We start from the raw sequence: 19171 nt of genomic DNA on the forward strand, positions 1-19171 counted from the left end.
AATATAAAGCTAACGGCGGTCCGGGAGTCAATCGAATTGGCATTCGGTCTGATTCATGAGCAGAATCAAAGGGATCCCACGATGGACGTACAACGCAAGCTGGAGATCCTGGCGGACGCCGCCAAATACGACGCGTCCTGCGCCTCCAGCGGCTCCGAGAAGCGGGATTCCAGCGACGGCAAGGGCATGGGCTCGACCGCGCCGGGCATGGGCATCTGCCACTCCTACGCGCCGGATGGACGCTGCATCTCCCTGCTCAAGGTGCTGCTGACCAACGCCTGCAATTACGATTGCCTCTATTGCGTCAACCGCGCCTCCAGCAACGTGCCGCGCGCCCGCTTCACCATCGACGAGGTGGTCAAGCTCACGCTCGACTTCTACCGGCGCAACTACATCGAGGGGCTGTTCCTCTCCTCCGGCATCATCCGCAGCCCCGATTACACCATGGAGCAGGTGGTCGGCGTCGCGCGCAAACTGCGCGAGGAGCATCACTTCCGCGGCTACATCCACCTCAAGACCATTCCGGAAGCCGACGACGCGCTGATCGCCGAAGCCGGCAGATATGCCGACCGCCTCTCCATCAACATCGAGATGCCCGAGGAGACGAGCCTGCAGCAATTCGCGCCGGAGAAGGACGTGCGCGCGATCCGCCGCACCATGGGCCGGCTGCGGCTGAAGCTGGACGAGGCCGAGGACAACCGCAGCGCAAGGACCAAGGCCAGGCCGCAACGTTTCGCGCCCGCCGGCCAAAGCACACAGATGATCGTCGGCGCAGATAGCGCCTCCGACCACACCATTCTCCACACCAGCGCCAATCTCTACGGCTCATACCGGCTGAGACGCGTCTATTACTCCGCCTTCAGCCCGATCCCCGATGCCAGCCGCGCGTTGCCCTTGCGCGCGCCGCCATTGCTGCGCGAGCACCGGCTCTACCAGGCCGACTGGCTGATGCGGTTCTACGGCTTCGACGTTGCGGAGATCGTCGACGACAGCGCCATGCTGCCGCTCGACATCGACCCCAAGCTCGCCTGGGCGCTGCGCAACCGCGACCGCTTCCCGCTCGACATCAACCGCGCCAGCCGCGAGGAGCTGCTGCGCGTGCCCGGCTTCGGCACCAAGACGGTCGAACGCATCATTGCAACGCGGCGCACCACCACGATCCGCGTTGCCGATCTGGCGCGGCTGCATGTTCCCCAGAAAAAGGCGCTGCCGTTCATCGTCCTCAGCGATCACCGGCCCGCCCCACATCGGCTAGATGCAGCCGGGCTCATCGAGCGGTTCAAGCCGAAGGCAACGCAACTGGGATTTGGCTTCTGATGCAGTACATCACCCTCGATACCGAAACCGATTTTGACGGCTGGCGCAAGGCCGCACGCAGCCTCGTGCTGCATCACATACAACCCACCGACATCACCTGGACCGTGCAGGGCGGCGAGGCGGAGCTGTTCGCACCGCCCGCACCGTCTCCGATCCTCGAGGTGAACGACGGCACCTTCAACGTATCAGGCAAATTCGTCGACCTCGCACAGTCAGCAATTCTGCACCGCGATCCCCAGCGTTTCGCCATCCTCTATCGCCTGCTCTGGCGATTGAAGGACAATCACGATCTCATCGAGGTCGCGACCGACCCTGATGTCGCGCAGGTCATTGCGATGGCAAGAGCGGTCCATCGCGACGAGCACAAGATGCATGCCTTCGTCCGCTTCCGCGAGATCGGCCGGGAACGGCAGGCGCATTATGTCGCCTGGTTCGAGCCGGAGCACCACATCGTCGAGCTCGCCGCGCCATTTTTCGCCAGGCGCTTTGCCGACATGCCCTGGTCGATCCTGACACCGGACCTGTGCGCGCATTGGGACGGTCACGCACTCTCGTTCACGCCGGGCGTCAGCAAGAGTGAAGCACCCGGCGAAGACCGGCTGGAGGAGACCTGGCGGCGTTACTATGCCAGCATCTTCAATCCGGCGCGGTTGAAGGTGAAGGCAATGCAGGCGGAGATGCCGAAAAAATACTGGCGGAACCTGCCGGAAGCCTCGATCATTAAGCCCTTGATCGAGGACGCCGAGCGCATGACCGGCGCCATGCTCGCCAATGCCGCAACCGACCCGCACAAGCCCCAGAAACGGCCGGAGGCTCCGATGACCCGCAAGCTTGCTGCCGACGATCTCGATGCGCTCCGCGAGGAGGCCTCCCATTGCCGCGCCTGCCCGCTCTACAAGGACGCGACGCAGACCGTGTTCGGCGAAGGTCCCAAAGACGCCACCATCATGCTGGTCGGCGAGCAGCCCGGCGACAAGGAAGACCTCGCCGGTCACCCCTTCGTCGGTCCGGCCGGCCAGATGCTCGACCGCGCGCTTGCGGACGCCGGCGTCGACCGCAAGAAGGTCTACGTCACCAATGCGGTGAAACACTTCAAATTCGTGCCGCGTGGAAAAGTCCGCCTGCACCAGAAGCCGTCGACGCCGGAGATCAAGGCGTGCCGGCAATGGTATGAGCGGGAGCTTGCGGTGGTTCAACCCGATCTTGTCGTCGCGATGGGTGCGACCGCCGCGCAAAGCGTGTTCGGCAAGATCACGCCTGTCGGCAAGACCCGCGGCCGGCTGATCGATCTTCCCGACGGCCGCAAGGCACTCGTGACAGTGCATCCGTCCTACCTGCTGCGACTGCCTGATCCGGAAGCGAAGGCGCTGGAATATCAGCGCTTTGTCGAAGACCTGAAGATCGCGGCCGGCTTGCAGAAGAAGGCCGCACGCGCCGCATAAATACCGGTGAGAAAGCGACAATACGACGCAGCTGTCATCCAGCCTTTCAAATCCATCGCGGACAATAGCCCTTCAAAAAAGCCAAGGGGCGTCCAAAAATGACAGATGTTGCATTCGACCGTGCGGTAGGCGATCCGACGCCTGTCCAGCCGGCTTCCCGGCCCAATCTCGACAAGGGTTTCAACCCGCTGACGATGATCCTGTTCTTCGGCATCCTCGCCGCGGGCCTGCTGTTCGTCGCCTACAGCATCTATGTCGACGTCAACGCGACCGGAACGAAGGTCACGACCTATCTGCCCTACATGCTGTTGTTCGTCGCGCTGCTGATCGCGCTCGGCTTCGAGTTCGTCAACGGCTTCCACGACACCGCCAATGCGGTGGCGACCGTGATCTATACCCATTCGCTGCCGGCCGAATTCGCGGTGATGTGGTCGGGCTTCTTCAATTTCCTCGGCGTGCTGCTCTCCTCCGGTGCGGTCGCCTTCGGCATCGTCTCGCTGCTGCCGGTCGAGCTGATCCTCCAGGTCGGCTCCAGCGCCGGCTTCGCGATGGTGTTCGCGCTGCTGATCGCCGCGATCCTGTGGAATCTCGGCACCTGGTATTTCGGCCTGCCCGCCTCCTCCTCGCACACGCTGATCGGATCGATCATCGGCGTCGGCATTGCCAACGCCGTGATGCGCGGCCGCGACGGCACCTCGGGCGTCGACTGGAGCAAGGCCACCGAGATCGGCTACGCGCTCCTGCTGTCGCCGCTGTTCGGCTTCGTCTGCGCCGCCGCGCTGCTGTTGCTGCTCAAGTTCGTGGTGCGCAACCCCGCCCTGTATGCGGCACCTGAAGGCAACAAGGCGCCGCCGCTCTGGATCCGCGGCCTGCTGATTGCGACCTGCACCGGCGTCAGCTTTGCCCACGGCTCCAATGACGGCCAGAAGGGCATGGGCCTGATCATGCTGATCCTGATCGGCACCGTGCCGACCGCCTACGCGCTTAACCGCGCGCTGCCGGAATCCCAGGTCGCCCAGTTCCAGAAGGCCTCGGAGTCCGCCGCCAAGGTGATCGCGGCCAAGGGTGCCGGCCACAGCATCATCGGCGATCCCCGTCCGGCGGTGACGCAGTACATCGCCCTGCATAAGCTCAACGAGGGCACCTATCCCTCGCTCGCCGTGCTGGTAAAGGACGTCGGCGACCAGGTCGCCAAGTATGGCTCGCTCAACAAGGTGCCGGCGGAAGCCGTCGGCAACACCCGCAATGACATGTACCTGACCTCGGAAGCGATCCGCTTCCTGATGAAGGACAAGGAAAACGACCTCAGCAAGGACGATGTCGCGGTGCTCACTGCCTACAAGGGCTCGCTCGACGCCGCCACGAAGTTCATCCCGAACTGGGTGAAGATCGCGGTCGCCACGCGCTCGGCCTCGGCACCATGATCGGCTGGAAGCGTATCGTGGTCACGGTCGGCGAGAAGATCGGCAAGACCCATCTCACCTATGCGCAGGGCGCCTCCGCCGAGCTCGTCGCCGCCGCCACGATCGGCGCGGCCGACGTTTTCGGCCTGCCGGTCTCGACCACCCACGTGCTGTCGTCCGGCGTCGCCGGCACCATGGCCGCGAATGGTTCGGGTCTGCAAATGGCGACCATCCGCAACCTGCTGATGGCCTGGGTGCTGACGCTGCCCTGCGCGATCGCGCTGTCGGCCACGCTCTACGTGATCTTCTCGCGGATCTTCGGATCTTCCTTCCCTCTCCCCGTTCTTACGGGGAGAGGGTTAGGGTGAGGGGCTGCATCCGCAATCGCGGTGAGAGACGGACTCGCGGAGAGTCCCCCTCACCCAAATTCGATCTTCGATCGAGTTGACCTCTCCCACAAGCGGGGCGAGGTGAACAACAAGCCTTACGACGCCGCGAGCTGTTCCTCGACCAGCTTGACCCAGTAGGACGTGCCGAACACGATCGCCTCGTCGTTGAAATTATAGGCGGGGTGATGCAGGCCAGCGCTGTCGCCGTTGCCGCAGAAGATGAAGGCGCCGGGCCGCGCTTCCAGCATGTAGGCGAAATCCTCGGCGCCCATCAGCGGCGGCATCTCGTGCACATTGCCATCGCCCGCGACCTGCTTGGCGATGCGCTTGGCCACCTCGGTCTCCGCGGCGTGATTGATCACGACGGGATAGTTGTTCTTGTAGTGCAGATCGATCCTGGCACCGGTGATCTGCGCGACGCCCGCCACCACTTCGCGCACGCGCTTCTCGACCAGCTTGCGCACCTCCGGCGACAGCGTGCGGATGGTGCCCCTCAAGGTCGCGGTCTGCGGAATGACGTTGCGGGCGTTGCCGGCGTGAAACTCACAGATCGAGATCACGGCCGATTCCAGCGGATCGACGCTGCGCGCGACGATCGACTGCAAGGCAGTGATCACTTGCGCGCCGACCAGCACGGAATCGACGCATTTGTGCGGACGCGCGGCATGGCCACCGACGCCTTCGATGTTGATGTCGACCTCGTCGGTCGCCGCCATGATCGCGCCCGGCCGGATCGCAAACGAGCCGACCGGAATGCCCGGACCGTTGTGCATGCCGTAGACCTGCTCGATGCCGAAGCGCTCCATCAGGCCGTCCTTGACCATGGCCGCGCCGCCGGCGCCACCCTCCTCGGCCGGCTGGAAGATCACTACCGCGTCGCCGGCGAAGTTGCGGGTCTCGGCGAGATAGCGGGCTGCACCGAGCAGCATCGCGGTGTGGCCGTCGTGGCCGCAGGCGTGCATCTTGCCGGGCGTCTTGGAGGCGTAAGGCAGGTTGGTCTGCTCGTCGATCGGCAGCGCGTCCATGTCGGCACGCATGCCGATCACCTTGAGCCCCTCACCGGCCGGCTTGCTGCCCTTGATCACGCCGACCACGCCGGTCTGGCCGAGCCCGGTCACGACCTGATCGCAGCCGAACTCGCGCAGCCGGTCCGCCACGAATGCTGCGGTGCGGTGAACGTCATACAGCAGCTCGGGATGCTCATGGATGTCCCGGCGCCAGGCCTGAATATCGGGTTGAAGGTCGGCGACGCGGTTCACGATGGGCATGAAGGATCTCAAACTTTGTTGAAAATACAGGACTGTCTACCATGCAAGGGCGAGTCCACCCAACCTGCCCAGCTGAGGCCTAGCCCTGCCCGCCCGGCATGGCCGGACTTGTCCCGCTCGGCCACGTCTGCCTATTAGGAGGGAACGTTAAGTGACCATCCGGGTGGAAGTAGAATGCCAAGGCGGCTCGAAGGTGAGTTTGATTATATCGTCGTCGGAGCCGGCACGGCCGGCTGCATCCTCGCCAACCGGCTGTCGGCCGTACCAGGGAACCGCGTCCTCATCCTCGAGGCCGGAGGCGACGACAACTGGATCTGGTTTCACATCCCGGTCGGCTATCTCTTCGCGATCGGCAATCCACGCTCGGACTGGATGTTCAAGACCGAGGCCGAGCCGGGCCTGAACGGCCGCGCGCTCGCCTATCCCCGCGGCAAGGTCATCGGCGGCTGCTCCGCGATCAACGCCATGATCTCGATGCGCGGACAGGCCGCCGACTACGACCACTGGCGCCAGCTCGGCATGACCGGCTGGGGCTATGACGATGTGCTGCCGCTGTTCAAGCGGCTGGAAGATCATTTCCTCGGCGCGAGCGAGCACCACGGCGCCGGCGGTGGCTGGCGCATCGAGGCGCCGCGGCTGTCGTGGGATGTCCTCGATGCCGTCGGCGATGCCGCGGAAGAGATGGGCATCAAGCGCATTCCGGATTTCAACACCGGCGACAACGAAGGCACCAGCTATTTCCACGTCAACCAGAAGCGCGGCCGGCGCTGGTCGTCGGCGCGCGGCTTCCTCAAGCCGGCGCTGAACCGGGCGAACCTGCGGCTCGAGAAGCACGTGATGGTCGACCGCCTCATCATCGAGCAGGGCCGCGCCGTCGGCGTGCGCTTCATCCAGAACGGCGAAATCGTCGAGGCGCGCGCCAAACGCGAGGTGGTGCTCTCGGCAGGCTCGATCGGCTCGGTGCAGGTGCTGCACCGCTCCGGCATCGGGCCCGCCGACTGGCTGTCGCCGCTCGGCATCGATATCGTGATGGACAAGCCCGGCGTCGGACGCAATCTGCAGGACCATCTGCAGCAGCGGGCGATCTACAAGGTCGAGGGCGTGCGCACGCTGAACGAGACCTATTACAATCTGTTCCGCCGCGGCATGATGGGGCTCGACTATGCGTTCCGCCGCCGTGGGCCGCTGACGATGGCGCCGTCGCAGCTCGGCATCTTCACGCGCTCCGATGCGACGCGCGCACGCGCCAACATCCAGTTCCACGTGCAGCCGCTGTCGCTCGACAAGTTCGGCGATCCGCTGCACCGCTTCCCCGCGATCACGGTGAGCGCCTGCAATCTCCAGCCGACCTCGCGCGGCACCGTGCGGCTGCGTTCGGCGACGCCTGATGAAAAGCCGATCATCGCGCCGAACTATCTGTCGACCGATGACGACCGCCAGGTCGGCGCCGACGCCATCCGCACCACGCGCCGCCTCATGCAGCAGAAGGCGCTGGCAAAATATCGCCCGAGCGAATATCTGCCCGGCCCCACCGTCGGCAACGACGATGCCTCGCTCGCCAAGGCCGCCGGCGATATCGGCACCACCATCTTCCATCCCGTCGGCACAGCGAAGATGGGCGCGGCGAACGATCCGATGGCGGTGGTCGACGAGCGCCTGCGCTTCTATGGCCTCGGCGGCCTTCGCATCGTCGACGCGTCCATCATGCCGACGATCACCTCGGGCAACACCAACACACCGACCGCGATGATCGCCGAGAAGGGCGCGACCATGATCCTGGAGGATGCGAAGTAGCGTCGCACTACCATGATCAATCCGCGCCGCTTTTCAATCGGGGCCGCCGACGCAGAGATCGCCATGCTGCAATGGGGCGAGAGCGGCAAACCGGCTGCGCTCCTCGTGCACGGCACCGGGTTCGTCGCCGATGTCTGGGACGAGGTCGCGCGCGATCTCGCCTCGACCTACACCGTCTATGCACTGGACCGCCGCGGCCACGGCGCCAGCCACAAGCCCGGCGCCTATCAGTTCCTCGACTATGCCGAGGATGTTCGCCGGGTGGTCGATGCGCTTGAGCTGCGCGAGGTCTACGGCATCGGCCACAGCGCGGGCGCGACCGATCTTCTGCTTGCGGCACAACTTCGGCCGGGACGTTTCACAGGCCTGTTCGTGATGGAGCCGACGGTCATGGACCCGCGCGCGGCACGTTGCGGAGGATTGAACGACGAATCTCTCGCCCGCGTCGAGGGCACGCTGCGCCGACGCGCCGAGTTTGACAGTGCCGACGCCGTGTTCGAGCGCTACCGCACCGCTCCGGCATTTGCGGATTGGACCGAGACGTCGCTGCGCGCCTATGTACGCCACGGCTTCGTCCCGCTCGACGATGGCCGCGTTCGGCTCCGCTGCACGCCCGAGATCGAGTCGGCGATCCTGCGTCCGATCTACGAGGCGATGGAGCAGGTCTATGTCGGTGATACCCGCGGCAACCCGTTCATGGGGCTCGCCGAGATCAATTGCCCGGTGTGCGTCACGACCGCTGCGAAATCGGGGCCGATCTACAAGGAGATGGCGCGACGCGCCGTGTCGCTAATTCCGCGCGTCAGCACGCTGGTCTTTGAGGGAGCCGGGCACTGCGTGGCGCAGGAGGTCCCGGAGCGCGTGGTGGAAGCCGTGAGAGAGTTCGCGAAGTAAGTCTCGTGCCCCGGACGCGCTGCAGCGTGAAACGCTCCTGCGCAGAGCCGGGGCCAGAGCGCTCGAGTGTCGTGGGTCCCGGCTCTGCGGCGCACCGCCAAGAGCTGCACCGCGTCCGGGACACAAGGGCGAACTCCCCCTCACGAAAACGTCATCGCAACCGGGAATAAGTCCCTCCCTCCTCCAATCACCTCCCCGAAGCCCAATTCCGGGCGAGAGGAGCTGCGCGATGAGCGGACACGATCACGGCGACGACGGCGTCAGCCGCCGCAAGGTGCTGGAGTGCATGACCTGGGCCGGCACCGGGGTGCTCTGGACCATCACGGGCGGCGTGCCGCGCTCGCTCGGCATCATCGATTCCGCGCAAGCCGCGACCGCGGCCGCATCAGGCATGACCTTCCTCCAGATCAGCGACAGCCATGTCGGCTTCGACAAGCCGGCCAATCCCAACGCGCTCGGCACGCTGGAGGAAGCGGTCAACAAGATCAACGCCATGCCGGCCAAGCCGTCCTTCATGATCCACACCGGCGACATCACCCATCTGTCGAAAGCCGCCGAGTTCGACAATGCCGAGCGCATCATCTCGCAGAGCAAGCTCGATGTGCACTACGTGCCCGGCGAACATGACTTCCTCGACGAGGACGTGAAGTTCTATCGCGAACGCTACGGCCGCGGCACCAGGGGGGCGGGCTGGTATTCCTTCGACGCCGGCGGGGTGCACTTCATCGGCCTCGTCAACGTCGTCGATCTCAAGGCCGGCGGCCTCGGCAATCTCGGCGCCGAGCAGCTCGCCTGGCTCGAGGACGATCTCCGCGGCAAGTCGAAATCGACACCGATCGTGCTGTTCGCCCACATCCCGCTCTGGACCGTCTATCCCGAATGGGGCTGGGGCACCGAGGACGGCGGCCGCGCGCTCGAATACGTCAAGGGCTTCGGCTCGGTCACCGTGCTGAACGGCCACATCCACCAGGTGATGCAGAAGGTCGAGGGCAACGTCACCTTCCACACCGCGCGCTCGACCGCGTTCCCGCAGCCGGCACCGGGGACCGCCCCGTCGCCCGGACCGATGAAGGTCGAGGACGCCAGGCTCCGCGCCATGCTCGGCGTTGCCAGCGTCAACTTCAAGCAAAACGAGCAGCGGCTCGCGATCATCGACACGCCGCTGCAAGGCTGAACGGAAATTGACAATGAAGATACTCAATCGCCGCGACTTCGGTGTCGCTGTGGCCGCGGCCATCCTGCTGCCCGCAACAACTGCCCGTGCCGACGACATGGACGTGCACATCGACAATTTCGTTTTCCAGCCGGCCGAGCTCACCGTCAAGGTCGGCACCACCGTGACCTGGACCAACCGGGACGACATCCCGCACACCGTGGTGTCGGCCGGCAAGTTCAGGTCCAAGACCCTGGACACCGACGACAAGTTCTCGTTCACCTTCACCAATGCGGGCGACTACAAATATTTTTGTTCGTTGCACCCGCACATGACGGGGATGATCAAGGTTGAGTAACGCATCCAACCAAGGCATCAACGTCTTGCCCGGCCGGTGGTCCCACGCCGGCCGGGCTCGTGTGCCCTCGGTCACACATGCCGACCAAACGAGCCTGGACGAAACGACGCGACGCGCAGAACAAGAGGCAAAGCGAGGAGCGATGCCCGCTATCGACGATCTGCAGAAGGCACAGCGCTTCCGCGAGGCGGCGCTGCCCTATCTCGACGACGTCTACACGCTCGCGCGCTATCTGCTGCGCGACGCCTCCGACGCCGAGGATGCGGTGCAGGAATGCTATCTGCGCGCGCTGAAGCATTTCGACAGCTATCGCGGGCCGGCGATGAAGCCCTGGCTGTTCGCGATCCTGCGCAACGTCTGCAACGCCGAATATACCCGGCGCGCGCACAGGCATAGCGCGATCGAGGACACGCCCGGCGCCGCCGAGCAGACGCCGATCTGGCAGGAGAGCGAGGCGAGCCCGGAAACCGAGGTGCTGCGCAGCGGCGATGCCGGCGCGATCCGCAAGTTGATCGACGCACTCGCCGAACCGTTCAAGGAAACATTCGTGCTGCGGGAGATCAACAGCCTGTCCTATCGTGAAATCGCCGAGGCCGCCGGCGTGCCCGTCGGCACCGTGATGTCCCGCCTCGCCCGTGCCCGCGCCATGCTGCGTGCGGCCTGGACGGCGGAAGAGGAGCAAGCAAGATGACCTGCGACGAAGCAAAAATCCTGCTTCACGCGCTGCTCGACAACGAGCTCGATGCCGGCCACGCGCGCGAGGTCGAATCCCATATCGCCGGCTGCCCGGCCTGCGCCGCGGAGCTTGCCGCTCAGCGCGAGATGCAGCGTGTGCTCTCCGACACCAATCTGCGCTACAGCGCGCCGGCAGGCCTGCGTAGCCGGATCGAGGCCTCGCTGCCGCAGCCGCAACGCCAGCCGACCCGCCGCTCCGTGCTACGTGGCTTTGCGATGGGCTCGGCGGTCTCCGCGCTCGCCGCAACCGGCATCGTCGCATTGGTGCTGCGCCAGGACGACCAGCAGCGCATTCTCTCGGAAGTCGTGTCCGCGCATCTGCGCTCGCTCCAGGCCGGCCACCTCATCGACGTGGTTTCCACCGACCAGCACACCGTCAAGCCGTGGTTCAACGGCAAGCTCGACGTCGCTCCGCCCGTGATCGATCTCACCGCGCAGGGCTTTACGCTGGTCGGCGGCCGCCTCGACTATATCGACGCCCGCGCCATCGGCGCCGTCGTCTACAAGCGCCGGCAGCACGTGATCAATTTGTTCGTGTCGCAGACCACGAGCACCGAACACCGGCCGCCGAAGACCCAGACCATGCAGGGCTTCAACTGTCGCCGCTGGGGCGAGCGCGGCCTGAACTTCTGGGCCGTCAGTGATATCGGGGGCGACGAGCTCGCCGAATTCGTCGACAAGTTCGAGGCGGCGATGAAGGCGAATGTGGAGGGGTAGCAAATCCGCGCCACGCCTGCGCGGCGGTCGCTCCGCCATCGTGACGCGTCTCACGGTTCTCCCGACAGCTTTGCGGCAGATTGGAGCCGTCGAGGAGAACGAAAATGATTGCGTTGATGATCACCTGCGCCGGCTTGCCGTCGATGTTCGCTGTCGCATGCGCTACTTTGCTGGCGTTGAAGGACCGCAAGCAGTGGGTCTGGTTCGCCGGCCTCGCCATACTCGCTGGCTTCGCCGGTCTGACGGTCCTGAACATGCTGGAGCTCTGGCGGTATAGCGTGCATTCCTGAGCGGCCAGCGCAGCCCCTCAGTGCAGTGTCGTCAACGAACCATTACGCCGACCGCCGCACCGCGTTGTCCACCAGCGTCTTGCCGAGCGACCAGATCGCGCCGGGGACCTTGTGGCTGCCGGCGATGACGTCGTCGAACGCCTTCTCAATCCAGCTGCAGTCTTCTACGGTGATCGTGAGCGGCGGCAGCAGCTTGATCGTGTGGCTGCCGTGGCCGGCGACTTGCGTGAGGATCTTGTGATCCTTGAACAGCGGCACGGTGATGAGCTGACAGAACAGACCCTTGTTGGCAGCCTCGAGCACGTTCCAGGACGCGCGCAGCCGAAGCGACTTCGGCGGCCCAAACTCGACGCCGATCATCAGGCCCTTGCCGCGCACTTCCTTCATCAGCTCGTAGCCGGGCACCATGCGCGTCAGCGCGAGCCGCAGCTCGGCGCCACGCTTGGCGGCGGACTCGATCAGCTTCTCGGACTCCATGACGTCGAGCGTGGCGATGCCCGCGGCCATGGCGAGATCGTTCTTGGAGAAGGTGGAGCCGTGCACCACGGCCCGGTCCATCTGGTTGAATATCTTGTCGAAGATGGCCTTGCGCGTCAGCACCGCGCCAACTGGCACGTGGCCGCCGGACAGCGACTTCGACAGCAGCACCATGTCGGGCTCGACGTTCCAGTGCTCGACCGCGAGGAAGCGGCCGGTGCGGCCCATGCCGGTCTGGATCTCGTCGGCGACGAACAGCGTGCCGTATTTCTTGCAGAGCGCGGCCGCGCCGGGCAGGAACTCGTCCGTGGGCATGTTGACGCCCTTGCCCTGGATCGGCTCGACGACGAAGGCCGCAACCTCGCGCGAGGCCAGCGCCTTTTCGAGCGCGGCCAGATCGTTGAACGGGATCGAGGTGCAGCCGGGCAGCAGCGGCTCGAAGCCGGTGCGGAAATTCGAATCACCCGTCAGCGAGAGCGCGCCATAGGTCAGGCCGTGATAGCCATGCGCGCAATAGACGATGCCGGGGCGGCCGGTCGCGCCTCGCGCGAACTTGATCGCCGCTTCGACGCATTCGGCGCCGGAATTGGCGAAGAACGCCTTGTCGAGATAGGGGACGTACTTCAGGAGTCGCTCGGCGAGCACGCCGGCGAGCACCGAGACGTCGAACTGGACGAGATTGGGCAGGTCGGCATCGAGCACGCTCTTGAGCGCCTCGCGCATGACGGGGTGATTGCGCCCGATCGCAAACACGCCAAAGCCGGACAACAGGTCGAGATAGCGGGCGCCGTCGCGATCGTAGAGGTACTGCCCCTGCCCCTTCTGGAAGCCGACGTCGTAACCGATGGTCTTGAGAACCCGAACGAACTGCTCGTTCAGATACCGGTTATGCAGGGCGCTGCGCTGGGCCTGACGGTCCGCGAATAGCTGAGACATGTCTGGATTTTGGCTTTGCATCCGCTACATACTTCGATTGAGGACCGTCTCGTCAACTGAAAACGGTGAGTAACTGAAAACGGTCTGTGCGGCCTTTTGCCCTTTTTCGGACCATCTTCGCAAGCACAGCTTTAGACCATGTTGCACTGCCGAGGAACTATCATGCGTTTGGCCCTTTACACCGGAATATTACTGGCTGGCGGTTACACCTGCCTGACACCTGCGCTTGCCGCCGATCCCACCGGCGACTGGCGGGTCGCCGACGGCGTCGCCAACATCCGCGTCGCCCAATGTAATGGCAGCATGTGGGGCGCGGTTTCCTGGGAAAAGCAGCCCGGCGGACGCGACGAATACAATCCAGATGCATCAAAAAAGAACAGGCCGACGCTCGGCATGGCGACTCTGATCGACATGAAGAAGAAGCCCGGCGTCGATCAGTGGGAAGGGCAGGTCTACAATGCGAAAGACGGCCAGCTCTACAGCGCGACCATCACGCCGGCCGGGACCGACCAGCTCGAGATCAAGGGCTGCGTGATGGGCTTTCTCTGCGGCGGCGAGACCTGGACCCGGGTCGCTCCGCCGATTCCCTTGAGCCCCTCGAACGCGATGGCCAAGGGCGCGCCCAAGTCCGGCGCGGCTCCAAAAGCTGCAGGCACCACGGTTGCCGCAGCGGCGCCTGCCCCCGCGGCCCCGAAGGCCGCGACCGCGGCCAAGCCCGGTCAGAAGAGCGCCGCCGACCCGGTCGGCGACATCTGCCTACTCCCTGAGATTGCGGGGTTTGCCCATTAGGGCCGGCTGAAACAGCAACACCGCGGCAAGCGTCGTCACCAGCGAGAGCGCGAGCAGCTTGCCCATGCTGGACGTGCCGGGATGGCTCGACAGCCACAGGCTGCCGAACGCCGTCGCCGTGGTCAGCGCGCTGAAGAAGATCGCTCGCGTCAGGCTGGTCTGAAGCAGGTTTGTTCTGCCCGAGCGCCAAGCCACGACATAATAGATCTTGAAGGCGACGCCGACGCCGAGCAGCAGCGGGAACGCGACGATGTTGGCGAAGTTGAGCGGCAGGCCGATCAACACGCAGATCTCGAGCGTCACCGCGCCCGCAACCAGCAGCGGCACCAGCGTCATCAGCACGTCGACGAACCGCCGCAGCGTTACCCACAGCAGAAGGCCGATCACCAGCAGCGCATAGATACCGGCGTGGATGAATGCCTTCACCACGGTATCGCCGGATTTCAGGATCGAGACCGGCCCGCCGATCGCGGTCGGCTCGGCCGCGAGCACCGCTGCCGCAAACTTGCGCAGCGTATCGTTGTCGTTGGGATCGCCCTTGGGCAGCGCCTCGACACGGATGACGCCGTCCTTGCTCTTCCAGGCGCTGACGAGATCCGGCGGCAATGACTTCAGGGTGACCGGCTCGGCCTGCATCGCATTCCTGAGCTGGTCGAACACGATCTTCATCGGCGTGACGAAGACGTCCTGCGCCTTGTTGCGCGTGGCCTCGTCGCCATCGGCGAGCTTCTGCAGCGCATCCGCCAGCCGGCGCGAGGCGACCGCGCCCGGGCCCTTCTCCTCACCCGCGGTTCGGCGCAGATTGTCGACCGAGGACTTCAGCGAATCGACGTTCTCCTTGTCCGTGGGCGCCGCGTCGATCTGGTCCGGATTGAGCGCGGGATTCAGCACCTTGGCGCCCTGCGCGAGCAGCTTCAGCTTCGGCGGCTGGTCGGCCGGCACGAAACTGTCGAGCGACATCACCCGAAGTACCTCCGGCACCTTCTCCAGCTTCGCCTCGACCTGCTTTGCCTGCTCCTCCGACGTCGTCATCACGTTGACGGCATTGGCGCCGGTGTTGGGATCCTTGCGCAAATCGAGGAAGGTCGCGATCGACTCGGCCTTCGGGTTGCGCAGGTTCATCGGGTTGAAGTCGAATTTCATGAAGTAGAGCAGCGGCAGGCCGGCGACCGCGAGCAGCAGCGTGCCACCGACGACCAGCACGCGGTGCGTCTCAAGGAAATGGTCGACCGGTGCCAGGAAGGCATAGCCGACCGGCTCCTTCTCGCCGGGCGGATTGAGCAGCTTCAACATCGCCGGGAGTACGGTGATGCTGGTGAGGAACGCCACCAGCATGCCGACGCCAGCGATCTGGCCAAGCTCCGAAATGCCCTTGTAGTCGGTCGGCATGAAGCAGAGGAAGCCGGCGGCGGTCGCCATCGCCGCCAGCGACAGCGGCACCGCTGAGCGCTTGGCGGCCAGCACCAGCGCGCTCGAGAGATCGTTGTGCTTGTAGCGCTCGGAACGGTAGCGGACGCTGTACTGGATGCCGAAATCGACGCCGAGACCGACGAACAGCACCGCGAACGCGATCGACAGCAAATTGAGCGAGCCGACCATCATCAGACCGGCAGCGGTCGTGAGCGCAAGGCCGACGAAGAGATTGACGAACACGGCGAAGATGATCTTCGCCGAATGCAGCGCCAGCCACAGGATGAGCAGCACGACGAGAACCGTGCCGACGCCGTTGACGACGGCGCCCTCCTGCACGGTGGCGTATTCCTCGTTCGCGATCGGCACCGGGCCGGTCAGCCGCACCCGCGCCTGGTATTTGCCAGGGAAATCCAGATCGGCCGCGGCCTTGCGGATCGCGTCGGTGGCGCCCTTGCCGGGCTCCAGCGCGTTGTAGTCGAGGATCGGCTTGAACTCGATGAAGGCGCGCTTGTCCGAATCCGTCAGCGGCTCGTCGCTGACCAGCTCGCGCCAGGAGAAGCTCGCATTGCCCTTGTTGAGGACGGTCTCGACGGTTTGAGCGATCTGGTTGAAGGGCCGCGCGGTGTTGTCGAGCTTGACCTGGCCGCGCTTGACGCCGGCAAGTCCCGTCTCCAGCGCGCCGGTCAGGCCGCGGATCGAGGGATCACCCGCCATGATCTCGATCAGGGGCGCGGCGGATTCGAACTGAGAGGTGATCTTGCCGACTTCCTCGGTCGGCAGGAACAACAGGCCGTTCTTCTCGAAGAACTCGCCGGTGCCGAGCTGCTGCATCGACTGGAAGTTGGTCTTGTCGTCCTTCAGCTTGGCGAACAGCGCGTCCGCCGCGGCGGTTGCCATCTCCGGCGTCCTGGCCTCGACGACCGCCGTGATGGTCGCGTCGCGGTCGAAGGCGCGGTCGAATTGCTGGTCGCGCTGGCGCCAGTCCAGATTTTGGGCAATCAGCGAATTGATGTCGGTGTTGATGGCGAAGTGCTGCGATGTGTAATAGCCGGCCCCCACCGACAGCAGGAGCCCGAGAACGACGACGAGGGAGGCAAACCGGGTGCAGGCCCTGACGATGGCAACGACGACGCTTTGCAGCACTTCTTTTCTTTCTGCTGTTAACAGCTTGCCGGAAACGCCCGCTGTTTATCGGAGTTCCCGGGCGAAACCTATTGATGTTTTGAGTGGCACTCGCCGGAACAAGGTTCGAGGTAAACGGCGGGAGGCCATGAAAAAATCATTGCGGGCGGTCGGTATAGCCGGGGAGTTGAGGCGGGAAAGTGGCGAAGGGATGAGCACAAATGTCGCCATTTTCCCCAAGGCGATTCCTGTACTATAACACCGCCAAATTGAGCCGGAGCGGAACCCGGATTTCATCCCACCTTCCCTTTCTGCCGATTTTTTGACACAAATTGCTGTGCCTCCATGCGCTGGGGCCCAGTTGGAGTGGGCGGTTACCGCGTGCGCGAAACCAATGGTGCGGTTATTGCAACTCATTGGGCAGTACCGGGGTGCCGCCGGAGACCTGAGAAGCGGATTGGTGCAACTTGCGTGATGGGCGTCCTATGGAAGTTTATCTGGCGCAGCCGCGCGGCTTTTGCGCAGGCGTGGTGCGCGCGATCGAGATCGTGGAGCGGGCGCTGGAGAAGTACGGCCCGCCCGTCTACGTGCGCCATGAGATCGTGCACAACAAATACGTGGTCGAGAGCCTGAAGAACAAAGGCGCGTTCTTCGTCGAGGAGCTGTCCGAGGTTCCGCCGAAGGCTGTGACCGTTTTCAGCGCCCACGGCGTCGCCCGCAGCGTCGAGGAAGAGGCCGCCGCGCGCGACCTGCCGGTGCTCAATGCCACCTGCCCCCTGGTCACGAAAGTTCACAATCAGGGGAAGCGCTACATCGCCAGGGGCCGCACCCTGATCCTGATCGGGCATGCCGGCCACCCCGAGGTCGAGGGCACGATGGGCCAGGTTCCCGCCCCCGTGCTGCTGGTTCAGAGCGTCGAAGAGGTTAACGCCCTGACCTTGCCTGCGGATACGCCAGTGGCCTACATCACCCAGACCACCCTGTCGGTGGACGACACCAAGGACATTATTGCGGCCCTGCAGGCCCGCTTTACAGATATTCAAGGCCCGGACATCCGGGATATCTGCTATGCGACACAGAACCGCCAATCTGCGGTAAGGGACATGAGCAAGCTGGTCGACGTGATCTTGGTGGTGGGCGCTGCCAACAGCTCGAACTCGAACCGGCTCCGCGAAATCGGCACCGAGGCCGGCGTTGCGAGTTATTTGATTGCCGACGGCAGCAAGCTCAATCCGGAATGGTTGAAAGATGCCAGGACCGTCGGCGTCACGGCCGGCGCTTCGGCGCCCGAGGTGCTCGTGGATGACGTGATCGAAGCGATGCGGCGGATCGGACCGGTCAAGGTCCAGGTTTTGCCGGGTCGCGAGGAAAACATCGAATTCCGGCTTCCGGCCCAATTGGCTGCGAGCTGACCCACCCGAATTCCAAGCCCAGAAAGAAACTTTGTAATGGCTATCCCCTTCTTCAAGGAAATGCGTATCGGCGCCTATCTGCTCAAGCAGAAAATGCTTGGCCGCAAACGCTATCCGCTCGTGCTGATGCTGGAGCCGCTGTTTCGCTGCAACCTCGCCTGCGTCGGCTGCGGCAAGATCGATTATCCGGATGCGATCCTCAACCGCCGCATGACCGCACAGGAGTGCTGGGACGCGGCCGATGAGTGCGGCGCGCCGATGGTCGCCATTCCCGGCGGCGAGCCGCTGATCCACAAGGAGATCGGCGAGATCGTGCGCGGCCTCGTGGCGCGCAAGAAGTTCGTCTCGCTCTGCACCAACGCGCTGCTGCTCGAGAAGAAGCTCGACCTGTTCGAGCCCTCGCCCTACCTGTTCTTCTCGGTGCATCTCGACGGCCTGAAGGAGCACCACGACAAGGCGGTGTCGCAGCAGGGCGTGTTCGACCGCGCGGTGTCCGCGATCAAGGCAGCCAAGGCGCGCGGCTTCACCGTCAACGTCAACGCCACCATCTTCGACGGCCACCCGGCCGAGGAGATCGCAAAATTCCTCGACCTCACCGTCGAGCTCGGTGTCGGCGTCTCGATGTCGCCGGGCTACGCCTATGAGCGTGCGCCGGACCAGGAGCACTTCCTGAACCGCACCAAGACCAAGAAGCTGTTCCGCGACGTCTTCGCGATGGGCAAGGGCAAGAAGTGGAACTTCATGCATTCCGGCCTGTTCCTGGACTTCCTCGCCGGCAACCAGGAATACGAGTGCACCCCCTGGGGCATGCCCGCGCGCAACATCTTCGGCTGGCAGAAGCCCTGCTACCTGCTCGGTGAAGGCTACGCAAAAACCTTCAAGGAGCTGATGGACACCACCGACTGGGAGACCTACGGCACCGGCAAGTACGAGAAGTGCGCCGACTGCATGGCCCATTGCGGCTACGAGCCGACCGCGGCGACCGCAGCCCTCAACAACCCGATCAAGGCGATGTGGGTGTCGCTGCGCGGCATCAGGACCACCGGTCCGATGGCGCCTGAGATCGACATGACCAAGCAGCGTCCGGCGCAGTACATCTTCTCGTCGGAGGTGCAGAAGCGCCTGTCCGAGATCCGCAAGGACGAAGCTGAGGCTGCGCAGGCGAAGGCCGCGCGGAAGGCTTCGACGGCGGCGTAAGCGCGCACGCAAGTCACGAACGAAAAAGGCCCGGTCGCTCATGGCGACCGGGCCTTTTGCTTTTT

The 19171-nt window shown here is 64.4% G+C and carries 15 protein-coding genes and 1 pseudogene; 13 read left to right on the forward strand and 3 right to left on the reverse strand.

Translation table 11 applies throughout. The features are described from left to right. Window positions 1-81 precede the first annotated feature (81 nt). From F8237_RS04925 to F8237_RS04935, 3 genes and pseudogenes are all read left to right on the forward strand, one after another. The gene (locus tag F8237_RS04925) at window positions 82-1317 is read left to right on the forward strand and encodes a putative DNA modification/repair radical SAM protein (RefSeq protein ID WP_151642665.1); all 1236 of its coding nucleotides are present in this window, start codon (window positions 82-84) and stop codon (window positions 1315-1317) included. Further along, window positions 1317-2759 (forward strand): UdgX family uracil-DNA binding protein, encoded by a 1443-nt coding sequence (locus F8237_RS04930; protein WP_151642666.1) that lies wholly within the window; start codon window positions 1317-1319, stop codon window positions 2757-2759. Before F8237_RS04925 ends, F8237_RS04930 begins: the two co-directional genes overlap by 1 nt. Before the next feature lie 98 nt (window positions 2760-2857). Next, window positions 2858-4530, forward strand: a pseudogene (locus F8237_RS04935) (inorganic phosphate transporter). 116 nt (window positions 4531-4646) lie between these two features. On the opposite strand, the gene F8237_RS04940 reads toward F8237_RS04935, so the two are convergent. Next, window positions 4647-5819: a M20 aminoacylase family protein gene (locus tag F8237_RS04940; protein WP_151642667.1), complete on the reverse strand. Its 1173-nt coding sequence runs from the start codon at window positions 5817-5819 to the stop codon at window positions 4647-4649. 174 nt (window positions 5820-5993) lie between these two features. On the opposite strand from F8237_RS04940, the gene F8237_RS04945 reads away from it, so the two are divergent. The 7 genes from F8237_RS04945 (at window position 5994) to F8237_RS04975 (ending at window position 11760) form a co-directional block, all read left to right on the forward strand. Next, complete coding sequence (locus tag F8237_RS04945; protein WP_151642668.1) at window positions 5994-7613, forward strand: GMC family oxidoreductase; 1620 nt, start codon at window positions 5994-5996, stop codon at window positions 7611-7613. A gap of 12 nt (window positions 7614-7625) precedes the next feature. After that, window positions 7626-8507, forward strand: a complete 882-nt coding sequence (locus F8237_RS04950) for an alpha/beta fold hydrolase (protein WP_151642669.1) — start codon at window positions 7626-7628, stop codon at window positions 8505-8507. 229 nt (window positions 8508-8736) lie between these two features. Then, on the forward strand, window positions 8737-9681 hold the full coding sequence (locus F8237_RS04955) for a metallophosphoesterase family protein (protein WP_151642670.1): 945 nt from the start codon (window positions 8737-8739) through the stop codon (window positions 9679-9681). 13 nt (window positions 9682-9694) lie between these two features. Continuing rightward, window positions 9695-10018 (forward strand): cupredoxin domain-containing protein, encoded by a 324-nt coding sequence (locus F8237_RS04960; RefSeq protein WP_151642671.1) that lies wholly within the window; start codon window positions 9695-9697, stop codon window positions 10016-10018. 142 nt (window positions 10019-10160) lie between these two features. Beyond that, on the forward strand, window positions 10161-10709 hold the full coding sequence (locus tag F8237_RS04965; RefSeq protein ID WP_162005877.1) for a sigma-70 family RNA polymerase sigma factor: 549 nt from the start codon (window positions 10161-10163) through the stop codon (window positions 10707-10709). Next, complete coding sequence (locus F8237_RS04970; protein ID WP_151642672.1) at window positions 10706-11470, forward strand: anti-sigma factor family protein; 765 nt, start codon at window positions 10706-10708, stop codon at window positions 11468-11470. The genes F8237_RS04965 and F8237_RS04970 overlap by 4 nt, the downstream gene beginning before the upstream one ends. Window positions 11471-11574: 104 nt before the next feature. Beyond that, on the forward strand, window positions 11575-11760 hold the full coding sequence (locus F8237_RS04975) for a hypothetical protein (RefSeq protein WP_151642673.1): 186 nt from the start codon (window positions 11575-11577) through the stop codon (window positions 11758-11760). 42 nt (window positions 11761-11802) lie between these two features. Here the strand turns inward: F8237_RS04975 and hpnO are convergent, their stop codons facing one another. Continuing rightward, on the reverse strand, window positions 11803-13194 hold the full coding sequence (gene hpnO / locus F8237_RS04980; RefSeq protein WP_151642674.1) for an aminobacteriohopanetriol synthase HpnO: 1392 nt from the start codon (window positions 13192-13194) through the stop codon (window positions 11803-11805). A gap of 141 nt (window positions 13195-13335) precedes the next feature. On the opposite strand from hpnO, the gene F8237_RS04985 reads away from it, so the two are divergent. Beyond that, the gene (locus F8237_RS04985) at window positions 13336-13962 is read left to right on the forward strand and encodes a DUF2147 domain-containing protein (protein ID WP_162005878.1); all 627 of its coding nucleotides are present in this window, start codon (window positions 13336-13338) and stop codon (window positions 13960-13962) included. On the opposite strand, the gene hpnN is transcribed toward F8237_RS04985, so the two are convergent. Continuing rightward, window positions 13930-16518 (reverse strand): hopanoid transporter HpnN, encoded by a 2589-nt coding sequence (gene hpnN / locus F8237_RS04990; RefSeq protein WP_151642676.1) that lies wholly within the window; start codon window positions 16516-16518, stop codon window positions 13930-13932. The two genes, F8237_RS04985 and hpnN, sit on opposite strands and share 33 nt — an antisense overlap. Window positions 16519-16982: 464 nt before the next feature. Here hpnN and ispH point away from each other — a divergent pair, with 464 nt between their 5' ends. Together ispH and hpnH are read left to right on the forward strand one after the other, a co-directional pair. Then, window positions 16983-17909: a 4-hydroxy-3-methylbut-2-enyl diphosphate reductase gene (gene ispH / locus F8237_RS04995; protein WP_151642677.1), complete on the forward strand. Its 927-nt coding sequence runs from the start codon at window positions 16983-16985 to the stop codon at window positions 17907-17909. Between the two features lie 36 nt (window positions 17910-17945). Then, window positions 17946-19106 carry an adenosyl-hopene transferase HpnH gene (gene hpnH, locus F8237_RS05000; protein ID WP_151642678.1) on the forward strand — a complete coding sequence of 387 codons (1161 nt, stop codon included), beginning with the start codon at window positions 17946-17948 and terminating at the stop codon, window positions 19104-19106. The last annotated feature ends 65 nt before the right edge of the window (window positions 19107-19171 follow it).

This window comes from Bradyrhizobium betae (assembly GCF_008932115.1).
In the GTDB taxonomy this organism is placed as follows: Bacteria; Pseudomonadota; Alphaproteobacteria; order Rhizobiales; family Xanthobacteraceae; genus Bradyrhizobium; species Bradyrhizobium betae.

What these genes read in the sequence shown, in the direction of transcription:
- F8237_RS04950 (WP_151642669.1), top strand. Translation starts at nt 7,626, where the DNA reads ATGATCAATCCGCGCCGCTTTTCAATCGGGGCCGCCGACGCAGAGATC.
- F8237_RS04925 (WP_151642665.1), top strand. Translation starts at nt 82, where the DNA reads ATGGACGTACAACGCAAGCTGGAGATCCTGGCGGACGCCGCCAAATAC.
- F8237_RS04945 (WP_151642668.1), top strand. Translation starts at nt 5,994, where the DNA reads ATGCCAAGGCGGCTCGAAGGTGAGTTTGATTATATCGTCGTCGGAGCC.
- F8237_RS04940 (WP_151642667.1), bottom strand. Translation starts at nt 5,819, where the DNA reads ATGCCCATCGTGAACCGCGTCGCCGACCTTCAACCCGATATTCAGGCC.
- F8237_RS04930 (WP_151642666.1), top strand. Translation starts at nt 1,317, where the DNA reads ATGCAGTACATCACCCTCGATACCGAAACCGATTTTGACGGCTGGCGC.
- ispH (WP_151642677.1), top strand. Translation starts at nt 16,983, where the DNA reads ATGGAAGTTTATCTGGCGCAGCCGCGCGGCTTTTGCGCAGGCGTGGTG.
- hpnH (WP_151642678.1), top strand. Translation starts at nt 17,946, where the DNA reads ATGGCTATCCCCTTCTTCAAGGAAATGCGTATCGGCGCCTATCTGCTC.
- hpnO (WP_151642674.1), bottom strand. Translation starts at nt 13,194, where the DNA reads ATGCAAAGCCAAAATCCAGACATGTCTCAGCTATTCGCGGACCGTCAG.
- F8237_RS04965 (WP_162005877.1), top strand. Translation starts at nt 10,161, where the DNA reads ATGCCCGCTATCGACGATCTGCAGAAGGCACAGCGCTTCCGCGAGGCG.
- F8237_RS04975 (WP_151642673.1), top strand. Translation starts at nt 11,575, where the DNA reads ATGATTGCGTTGATGATCACCTGCGCCGGCTTGCCGTCGATGTTCGCT.
- F8237_RS04955 (WP_151642670.1), top strand. Translation starts at nt 8,737, where the DNA reads ATGAGCGGACACGATCACGGCGACGACGGCGTCAGCCGCCGCAAGGTG.
- F8237_RS04960 (WP_151642671.1), top strand. Translation starts at nt 9,695, where the DNA reads ATGAAGATACTCAATCGCCGCGACTTCGGTGTCGCTGTGGCCGCGGCC.
- F8237_RS04970 (WP_151642672.1), top strand. Translation starts at nt 10,706, where the DNA reads ATGACCTGCGACGAAGCAAAAATCCTGCTTCACGCGCTGCTCGACAAC.
- F8237_RS04985 (WP_162005878.1), top strand. Translation starts at nt 13,336, where the DNA reads ATGCGTTTGGCCCTTTACACCGGAATATTACTGGCTGGCGGTTACACC.